The organism is Chachezhania sediminis, from assembly GCF_009765275.1.
GTDB lineage: Bacteria > Pseudomonadota > Alphaproteobacteria > Rhodobacterales > Rhodobacteraceae > Chachezhania > Chachezhania sediminis.
Map to the genome: position 1 here is coordinate 1 of NZ_VOPH01000025.1, position 9,003 is coordinate 9,003.

At 60.9% G+C, this 9,003-nt stretch carries 12 protein-coding genes; 5 read left to right on the forward strand and 7 right to left on the reverse strand.

Annotated elements, in window-relative coordinates; all coding sequences use genetic code 11:
- Nucleotides 1-458 precede the first annotated feature (458 nt).
- The 3 genes from FQK05_RS25665 to FQK05_RS25675 all read left to right on the forward strand — a co-directional run bounded on the left by FQK05_RS25665 (nucleotide 459) and on the right by FQK05_RS25675 (nucleotide 1,277).
- A complete protein-coding gene (locus tag FQK05_RS25665) occupies nucleotides 459-704 on the forward strand; it encodes a BrnT family toxin (RefSeq protein WP_158972412.1) in 246 nt (81 codons plus the stop codon).
- A complete protein-coding gene (locus FQK05_RS25670; RefSeq protein WP_158972414.1) occupies nucleotides 701-988 on the forward strand; it encodes a BrnA antitoxin family protein in 288 nt (95 codons plus the stop codon). The genes FQK05_RS25665 and FQK05_RS25670 overlap by 4 nt, the downstream gene beginning before the upstream one ends.
- Nucleotides 989-1,097: 109 nt before the next feature.
- A complete protein-coding gene (locus tag FQK05_RS25675; RefSeq protein ID WP_158972416.1) occupies nucleotides 1,098-1,277 on the forward strand; it encodes a hypothetical protein in 180 nt (59 codons plus the stop codon).
- A 375-nt stretch (nucleotides 1,278-1,652) separates the two neighbouring features.
- On the opposite strand, the gene FQK05_RS25680 is transcribed toward FQK05_RS25675, so the two are convergent.
- The 6 genes from FQK05_RS25680 to FQK05_RS26330 form a co-directional block, all read right to left on the reverse strand.
- Nucleotides 1,653-1,901 carry a hypothetical protein gene (locus tag FQK05_RS25680; protein WP_158972418.1) on the reverse strand — a complete coding sequence of 83 codons (249 nt, stop codon included), beginning with the start codon at nucleotides 1,899-1,901 and terminating at the stop codon, nucleotides 1,653-1,655.
- Nucleotides 1,902-2,037: 136 nt separating this feature from the next.
- Nucleotides 2,038-3,585: a phage/plasmid primase, P4 family gene (locus FQK05_RS25685; RefSeq protein WP_158972421.1), complete on the reverse strand. Its 1,548-nt coding sequence runs from the start codon at nucleotides 3,583-3,585 to the stop codon at nucleotides 2,038-2,040.
- 239 nt (nucleotides 3,586-3,824) lie between these two features.
- On the reverse strand, nucleotides 3,825-5,279 hold the full coding sequence (locus FQK05_RS25690) for a phage major capsid protein (RefSeq protein ID WP_158972423.1): 1,455 nt from the start codon (nucleotides 5,277-5,279) through the stop codon (nucleotides 3,825-3,827).
- 2 nt (nucleotides 5,280-5,281) lie between these two features.
- On the reverse strand, nucleotides 5,282-5,878 hold the full coding sequence (locus FQK05_RS25695; RefSeq protein ID WP_158972425.1) for a head maturation protease, ClpP-related: 597 nt from the start codon (nucleotides 5,876-5,878) through the stop codon (nucleotides 5,282-5,284).
- 1 nt (nucleotide 5,879) lies between these two features.
- Nucleotides 5,880-6,452, reverse strand: a complete 573-nt coding sequence (locus FQK05_RS25700) for a hypothetical protein (protein WP_158972427.1) — start codon at nucleotides 6,450-6,452, stop codon at nucleotides 5,880-5,882.
- Nucleotides 6,453-6,700: 248 nt separating this feature from the next.
- Nucleotides 6,701-6,976 (reverse strand): hypothetical protein, encoded by a 276-nt coding sequence (locus FQK05_RS26330; protein ID WP_233270692.1) that lies wholly within the window; start codon nucleotides 6,974-6,976, stop codon nucleotides 6,701-6,703.
- A 112-nt stretch (nucleotides 6,977-7,088) separates the two neighbouring features.
- Between FQK05_RS26330 and FQK05_RS25705 the strand changes: the two genes are divergently transcribed.
- Both FQK05_RS25705 and FQK05_RS25710 read left to right on the forward strand, forming a co-directional pair.
- On the forward strand, nucleotides 7,089-7,292 hold the full coding sequence (locus tag FQK05_RS25705; protein WP_199252776.1) for a helix-turn-helix domain-containing protein: 204 nt from the start codon (nucleotides 7,089-7,091) through the stop codon (nucleotides 7,290-7,292).
- The gene (locus FQK05_RS25710) at nucleotides 7,289-7,783 is read left to right on the forward strand and encodes a hypothetical protein (protein ID WP_158972431.1); all 495 of its coding nucleotides are present in this window, start codon (nucleotides 7,289-7,291) and stop codon (nucleotides 7,781-7,783) included. The genes FQK05_RS25705 and FQK05_RS25710 overlap by 4 nt, the downstream gene beginning before the upstream one ends.
- A gap of 4 nt (nucleotides 7,784-7,787) precedes the next feature.
- Here FQK05_RS25710 and FQK05_RS25715 read toward each other — a convergent pair whose 3' ends face one another.
- Nucleotides 7,788-8,669, reverse strand: coding sequence for a replication initiation protein (locus tag FQK05_RS25715; protein WP_158972433.1), 882 nt, complete (start codon nucleotides 8,667-8,669; stop codon nucleotides 7,788-7,790).
- Nucleotides 8,670-9,003: the final 334 nt, after the last annotated feature.

A 9,003-nucleotide genomic window follows, 5' to 3' on the forward strand; every position in this document is an offset into this window, starting at 1 on the left:
CCCTAGTCTTCAGCCCTCCTAGTGTCAGTGTCGGGTGTCGCGGGGAGCGAAGCGACACGCGACACGCGACACCCGACACTCAGGATCGACTACACCTCCGGCCCTGATCAGGATTTGCGTACCCACCAGCTGGTGGCGGGTTCCCTCAGGTCCCCGTTTCGGTCCAAGGGACCTCAGATAGTTTCCACACCTCATGCAGCTCCGCTTCAGTTTGAGTAAGCCATTGTTTTTATGTGCTTTGCTTAGAGAGGTAATGTGTTAGGCGTCTGCACCAGGCATGCCATTTCGTGGCACGGCAAAATCCTATTAAAACAATATGTTAGTTGTCTTGTGGCACGGCCTGTGCCAGCAGTTGGCCACTCCCGGCCATCTAATTCGCGCCCGTGCCACCACGAATTTTCGTGGTCTCCTTGGTTTTTGTATCTACAATAACCATATCAACGGAGTACGATGAGTCGATGATGATCGTCTGGGACGAGCCGAAGAGGCAGACCAACCTTGCCAAACACGGGCTCGACTTTGCCGATTTGGACGAAGCGTTCTTCCTGTCGTCCTTGGTGGTTCCTGCGAACGAGAACCGCCACATGGCGATAGGGCGGCTGGCAGATGGAACCATCGCAGTCGTGTTTGCCGTCCTCGGAACCGAAGGTGTCGCGGTCATTTCGATGCGACCCGCCAGCCGGAAGGAAAGGGAACTGCTATGAAGCGGATCAGCGAACACCAGGTGCAGGCGATGATTGCCAGCGATCCCGATGCACCTGAAGCAACCGACGCCCAGCTTGCCCAGGCAAAGCCCTTCACTGATGCCTTTCCGGCATTGGCTGAGAATATGCGGAAGAACGTCGGCGGCCGGCCGAAATCACAGAACCCAAAGGTGGCTGTTTCCCTCCGCCTCGATCCCGAAGTGGTTTCGCGGTTCAAGGCCCAAGGGCCCGGATGGCAAACACGCATCAACGATGCCCTGCGTGAAGCGGCCGGCCTCAATTGAATGCCCCCTCAGACTGAGGGGTTTGGGCGGCTTCAGGTAGCCCACATGCCGGCGCCTGGCCTATCCTGCATCGGCATCGGGCATCACCAACCCTTCGAGGAACCACAATATGACTGACGACGCCGCGAACGAACTGATCGAACAAATGATGTCCCTTTCCAGCAAGCTGGACACGCTCAACGCCCGCCAAGACGAGGCCAACGACATCATGCGCGGCTTGATCGACGCCCTGAACACCAACTCGCAAGAGCTGCTGGAACTGCGCCAGGACATGCAGAAGAAACGCTGAGATAAGGCCCGAGGCAGGATATATGCGAAGGTGTAACTTTCGCTCCTGCCTCGGGTCATGGGTGCCGCGCCTGGTCCATTCCAGACCGCGCCCTGTCGGGGTTTTTCTGACCGTGGGACACTCACCGACTTGTCCCGAATGTGGATGCGCCTAGTGGGCGCTGTGCGGCCCTGTGGGTTGTGTTAATGCCTTTTGGCTACCCGTGTCCGAAAGTTGAGGGTTCAGCGCTCAGCGGCCCGGAAATCGGCCCCTACGCGATTTCTAATTCCGGCCCTGCCATCACCAGGTGTGGGCCCGCACCGCCGGAACCCCAACAACAACCCCATCACGCAGGGTTCTTCCGGACCAAAACACTTGCGTGCATCGGGGCGCGAATTACCCCCGTTCGGGCATTGCCCAGGAAGGACCCGAGGTACCCACTGCCTCAACCCCTGCTTCAATCTCGATCACGTACCGGATTTGGCGTAGCTTGGTCTGTATCTTCACTAGCTCGCCAGCGCCCTTCAGGGTCATGTCTCGCTGATAATTCAGTACCAGTGCCATCAGCGTAAAATCCAGTTCCCGTATCCTATCGCACAGCTCGACCGCGCGCCATTGGTCCGGATTTTTCCTCATCAATCCCATGCTCGTGTCCTTTCCGTTCTATCCGTCTTGTTTGCCTCATTTGGACGGATTGGACGGATTGTCGGGTAACTCTGCCGCGCGCACGCGTGCGCGCGTGGGGAAGTTACAAAAGTATCCGTCCAATCCGTCCAATCCGTCACCAGCCTTCCTCAGTACCGAGCCTAACAACCGATACTCCTTGCCAAATTCTCGCTGTCTTGCCTTTGACGGTCCGGCGCCCCAGAACAAACCCCTTCGCCTTCAGTTGCTCCGCGAACGACTTCGCTGTGCCCGCCGCCGCGTTGCGCGCCTCGGCGAAGGCACTCCAGCTCCGGTACAGTTCGAGGGCCACGTCCCAGCAATGTGGGTCTCGGCTGTCCACGCGGCAGCATTCCGTTATCCACTGCCCGAAGGTGTCCTGTTCCCCGAAGTATTCGTCGGTCTCGGCTAAGATTACGCCAGGACGGGACAAGCCATCGCTCTGCCATTCCAAGCACCCAAGGACCATCCAATGCAGGATTCCGGGCCATTCCGGCTTTAGTCGCTCGAACAGGTCAGGGTCGGGCCGCTCGGGCTTGTGGGTGAACGGAACGATGTTCATTCGCCGCCGCATGGCGTCGTTGACGTTGCCCAGCTCGGGCTTGTGGTTTCCCACCACCCAGAGCTTGAAGTTGGGGTAATACTCAAACTCATCCTGCCGCATGAAGCGCGCACGCACCTTGTCGCCGCCCGTCATCTGGGTCAGGCGTTGCTGATTCCAGCCCACACCCTGCGCAACCTCTGACACGGCCACCACGCGCGCTCCGCGCATCGCGGCCAGGTCAGTTGAGTGCCGCTCGAAGGGAGACGCGGCGAAGGTGTCCATGCTGGAGGTCTGGGCGTACTCGCCCATGATGCCCACCAGCGTATTCAGTAGGAGCGACTTCCCGTTGCCGCCGTTGCCGTGGAAGAACACCATCTGGTGTTCCTTGACAGAGCCCGTGAGCGAGTAGCCTGCAAATACCTGCAGGAATCGTTCCAGATCTTCGTCCTCACCCGTCGCAATGCGAAGGAACTCCCGCCAGATAGGAATCTCCATCATAGGATCAGGGGCCACAGCAGAAATGCGGGTCAGCATGTCCTCTGGACGCGGCGGGTGATGCTGACCAGTGCGCAGATCCACGGTCACGCCAGGACAGCCCAGAAGCATGTTGTCCGGATCCCAGACCTCATGCGTCACTGCATGGGTAGGATCTGCACGACACATGGCCTCGACGCCGGAGAGGAAGCTGCGCCGACGCACCCGCTCTAGAACTTTCGGGGCTTCGCCCATGCTGGCCGATCTGGCCAGCTCGCGACACCAATGCGCGGCAGTCTGACGCTTGTCCCACTGCCACCTCTGAGCGTCGTCGTCCCAGATTGCCCACCTGCCGACATCGTGGTCATAGCGCGCGCTTTGGCCGTGTTCGGCCGTGAACATGAGCGCAACCGCGTCTTCGGTCAGGACGCCCCCGGAAAACGCTGCGCGGTCGACATCCTTGGGCTCTCCCTTACCAGAGGTGCCCCGCTTGGGTTTTGCCTCCCTCGGGCATCTTGTGGATTCCTGCAGGGTGTCCGGATCGTCATGCACATCCTCGGCGTTCCACATGAGCGCGCGCACCTTGTCGATGCCGCCCCCTCCGATCACCTTCAAGCCGGAAGTCCAGTCTAGCGGATCATCAGTCATTGTCCCTCCGGATTACCAGTCACCCGGGGCCGATGTGCTGCGCAAAGCGTAGCCGCTCCTCGTCGGAGAAGCTTTCCCAGAGGACCACAAGAGTTTCTTGCTTGTCGTTGGTTCCAAGGCATCGCCGCGCAGTCGATGGAGCGCGGCGATGCCATAGGTGGCCAGTTCATGGGGCGCCGCGATATCCGCACACCACCTCTTCCATGAGAGGGGCTGCTGTCATCGGGCGTACCCCGCCGTTACTCGCCGGGGTTCTTGTACCAGGACGAGGCAGCGACAAAGCGGGCATCGAGCGCCCAGACCATGCGGAATTCGAGGCCGAGGGAGTGCCAGCCGGGGCGACTTTCGAACGTGGGCGACGAGCCATCGTTCAGGTACGAGCGCGCCAGGCCGTCATGCATGCCGGGGTTCGCGATCAGATACCACGCCTGCGGATTGGTGAGACCGGCCTCAACGATGACTTCGAGCGTTCCGGAAAACGGGTTGACCTCGGAAACCGTCGCCGCGGTGATTTCCGCGACGATCTGCTGAGCCTGCGTTTCCAGCTGAGGCGGAACGACGAGCGCCCACGGCTCGTAGCCGTAGAGTTCTCCCTGGCTCCCCTTCTGCGTCCTGAGGGCAATGCGGGCTGCGCTCAGGCTGGTCACGCTCAGAGCGGCACCTGCGGCGGCGAGGTTGCCATGGCTTTCGTGGAAGACGGGCAGACCGTCTGCCATTGCATGGCCAAGACCGCCGTTTGCCAGGAGGGGTTCCAGCAGGACTTGGCGGAGACGTTCATTTGCCCCGGCGGTCATCCGCGTGGAGATCTGATCGAACATGCTCATGTTATCGTTGATGAGGGCCTTGTTGGAGATATTGAACCCCGAGCCGAAGTCTCGGGGCGCCGGTTTCAGCTCACCACGTTCGTCGATGGTCACATGCTTGATTTCACCGCCTTCCCCGATTTCCTGGGGGATGCCGGATGCGGACAGATCCAGGAGCTTGCCCTGCCTGTAGTCATTGGCCGAGATCACATGCGAAGCGCGCAGAAGCGCCGGCATCACTTGCTCAAGCCGGCGGGCAACGCTGTTGGCGATTGCGCCTTCCAGAACCTGCGGGAAGTCCGAGGTGGCGTGCGTCGCCATGCGGACAGCGTCCGACAGGCTGCGGGGGTGATGCCCCGCCGCGCGGGCCATGGCCATGGCGATCTGCGGGAGGCTCATGGCGTCAGCGCCATTGGCTCGACCGTCGATGCGATCGGAAAGCATCTGGATCAGCTGAGTGCGCTGACCATTGCGGCCGGGTGCCCCGGGGATACCGGCCATCATGTCAGCGCGCGTCAGGCCGGGGCGAGCTTTGGGCTTCGGCCGATCTGCCTGCACCATGGAAATGATGCGATTCATGATCCGGGCCGTGGGGCTGGCGCCATCTTCTTCCGGGTCTTCCACTTCATCGCCCTCTTGGGACGTTTCATCGGAAATGGCCTGTTCCACGTAGGCCACGAGGTCATCGGCCGCGATCTTGTTGGCCTTGGCGAAATTGCTGACACCGCTCAGGAAGCTCTCGTGTTCATCGAGATCTTTCGGGGCCTCCATGCGGAGCGCCAGGACGCGGCCCAGCTCAGAGGGGAGACCGATCTTGCGCACGCGCATCTGGACTTGCGCCAGGAAGCGCGGCGAGGGTTCGCCTGAAGGCGTTTTCTTGAAATCAAGCATGGTTAGCCTTTCTTGGGCGATTGCTCCGCCCAGCCATTGTTGAGCGCCAGTTCCACCAGGGAGGCGGGCGCGGATTTGAAACGGGAGTAGTCGAAGGCGGCAACGGGAACGGATTCGGGGGTGTCGCCTTCGATCAGGTCGCAGAAGTTGAATTCCACGGCCTCAGCTGCGGTCATCCAGGTTTCCGCCTTCATCCAGCCTGCGATCAGATCACGGTTGTTGCCTGTCGCCGCCGCATAGGCATCCACGTAGACGCTGGTGATCTGGTCGAGAGCATTGGCGGTTTCGCGGAGGGCATCCGCGGTTCCGAAGGTTGCCACCCCCGGTTCATGGATCATGATGACTGCCGCCGGATGGATCATGATCTTGCGGGCCGAAACCATCGGAAGTGTCGCCGCCGAGGCGCAGACGCCCTGCACTAGGACCGTCACCTGCCCATGGCGCTGAACCTCTGCCATCATGGCCGCCCCTTCCATGGCATCGCCGCCGGGGGAGTTGATGACCAGGGTGACAGGACCGGGGCAGTCGCCGAGGAAGCGGGCCAGCGCCTTGGCCCGACCAGTCCGAATTTCCCCGCTGAGGTCGAAGCGGTTGGCCATTTCAGTCCCCGGTCGGATCGGGCGCGTATTCACCGTCCAGAGCGATGCCCATCTGCTTGGCCAGCCCATGGGCGAGGCGATAGTGGTGCGACAGGTCTACGGACACGACGCTGACGACACAGATTTGCTCCCCGAATGCATGGCGCTGCTCGTTGTAGGCTTCCGCATCGGCTTGGGCGGCAGAGATGATGCGGTCCAGCGGCCCTTCGTACAGCTTGGATTCAGGGAACAGCGTCGGCACCGCGTTGGTGCGGGCATTGGAAAACTGGACTGCTGCCACGAAGATCCCGGCGCGGTCGAAGTAGCGGTGGCCGGGGCCACTCGGACCACACAGCGCGCCGGGTTCCCGAAGAATGCTGGCGGCTTCCGACCAGGTGACGCCGTTGGCGTCGACCAGATGACGTGCCGCCAGCATCCGGGCGGCTTCATGGATGGTGAAGTTGGACCAGGTGCGTCCCGCTCGGTCTTCCGCTTCGGACAGGGGAAGGATGAACGGAAGATCCCCATTCGCCCGGTGGCTGTTGAAGGTCGGGACCTTCATCCCGGCGATGGCGCAAAGCTCTTTGCGGATCATGTTTGGCCTCGTTTGAAATGAACTATTGAGTAGTTCACTTATTCGCGCCGCGGACGTCTCGTGTCAAGATGAACTACTGCGTAGTGCACCTTTGATTGTGCGTCCGATGGCTGGAGCGGTAGATCATGGCGGAGGCTTAGAGCACCCGGGCACGCAGAGGCCCCCTGAACAAGTCCAGGGGGAAGGCGGCAGGAAATAGCGGATGATTGTTCAGTCCCAGGACCTACTCCTGATTGCACCCCTGGCTATCACCTACCCCAGACCACGCTTTCGGCTTCCCGGATAACGGCGTTAAACAGGGCTTCAGCAGAGGGGTCCGGATGCTGAAGCCCCTGACGATATTGCGCGTCATAGGCTATGCGGCGCAGGTCGCGAAAAGTGACCGGTCGTCTATAGGCGATCCAGAAGCGTAGACGCTTCCACAGAGCACAGGGGCTGCGTCCTGTCAGATAGATGCGACGGCGGGACATGCGGGGGTCTTCAGGCAAGCCGGACGCGGCTGCCGAAACGCGGTTGCGCGGCATTGGCGGATCTCCAAATGTGGTGCATAGTAGCATGGCTACCATTTCACGGGTGGTAGCGGACCGTCAACGGAAAAAGTAGCGGGGCTATCATTTGAACGCGGTGCAATGCAAAATGGCTCGGGTTGCAACGGGCTTGGGATTGAGGGAATTGGCTGCGCAAGCCGAGGTGTCGCCTAATACAATTTCACGACTTGAGCGCGGCGAAGAACTACGGGCCAGCACCATAGAGATTATCCAGGCGGTATTTGAACGGGCTGGTGTTGTCTTCCTTGAGGATGACGGCAGAGGACCCGGTGTCAGGGTGCGAAGCTTATGAGCTGGACCCTCAGTGAGGCGGCGCGAGAAACCGGTCTATCCAAGTCCACAATCAGTCGTGCCATCAAGTCGGGGAAAGTCTCCGCGCAGCGCCAGGAAGACGGGTCATACCGCATCGAGCCGGCCGAGGTGTTCCGGGTATACCCGAGGGTTGCGCAACCCGGGGAACCCGCACCAAAACCGTTGCATGACGCGATGCGCAACCCCCATGAAGAACCCGCCGCAACCCCTTCTGTAGACGAGGAAAAGTTGCGCGTCGAGAATGCCATGCTTCGGGAGATGCTCGAACGGGAGCGCGATGACAGAGAGAAGGAAAGGGCTGATCGCGAGGAAGAGCGCAGAACTCATGCCGAGACCGTGGCAGATCTTCGAAAGCGACTGGATACGTCTTCGGCTCAGGTCTTGGCGCTTGCCAAGCCGGAGCAACCCATTGCGGGCAACCCTCAGGAACCCCCCGTGAAACGGGGGTTGCTAGGCTGGTTTAGGCGGTAGAGCCTCACGATTCAGGAGGGGACATCTGTCCTTTGGCCTCGAAGGCCATATCCCGGATAATGCGTTCCGGCCGAGGCATGACCTGCCCGCCGATTTCAGCCTTGCGCCCAATCCGATCCGCCCAGGCTTCACGCTCGTCCGCTGTCAGGCCCTCCCACCAAAGCTGGGCCATTTCTCGCGGGTCCTCGATCATGGGCGGCGCGTCGTCAACTTCCTGCTTTTTCCGCCGTGCCGAGCTGTGCCGGTCGTTCTCGCTGGCCGTTTCGGTCGCGTCATGGGGGTCTTTCCACCGCCAGTCGAACCTGACCGCGTGCACGGAACGCCCCCGCTTCTCCGGGGTCATCTTGACCGTGACAGTCCCATAATCGTTGATCGCATCAAGCGCGGGGTCGAGAACCCATTGCCGAAGGTTGTTCCACCGGTTGTAGGACTTTTTGCTTTCGACCCCCATCAGCGCGCGAAGCTCTTCCACGGGGAACGTCCAGTACGGCCGCCCGAGGCGCTTCTTGTCTGCCAGGATCGCATAGAGCCGCCTTCCATGCCCGCTAAGGCGATGTGCTGCCGTGGCCTCAATCTTCGTGAACGTGTTGGGACTGCGGAGTGCGTGAACTCCCGCCGGCGGGATCAGCAGACGGGCAAGGCTACCGCCTTCGATGATGCGCCACTCAGCCAGTACCACGGCGCCCCAGGGATCGCCCTTGTGCTCTCCCGACAGCTCCACCTTGGTAAGACGGCGCAGGCATTCCCGAAGCCAGACGTTATCGGCCCGAGAGCCTTCACCACGCAAACGCTTTGTGGGTACCTCGATCCACACAGCATTCTCGACCGTCGCCGGGGTTCGCTGCTCATCGAGGGCCGCGGCAATCTCCCAGACTGCCGAAACCATTGCCGGGGCAAGGGGCAGGTCAGATCGAAGCGCAACAACGCTAGAGGGCACGGTTATCTCTCGCATTCGACTAGGTTAGTTTGCAGATCACTAGTTGTAAATGTCTAGTCTTAACCCTCCGAACCCTAGTCTCAACCCCTCCCAACCCTAGTCTCCAACCCTCCGAACCCTAGTCTCAACCCCTCCGAACCCTAGTCTTCAGCCCTCCGAACCCTAGTCTTCAGCCCTCCTAGTGTCAGTGTCGGGTGTCGCGGGGAGCGAAGCGACACGCGACACGCGACACCCGACACTCAGGATCGACTACACCTCCGGCCCTGATCAGGATTTGCGTACC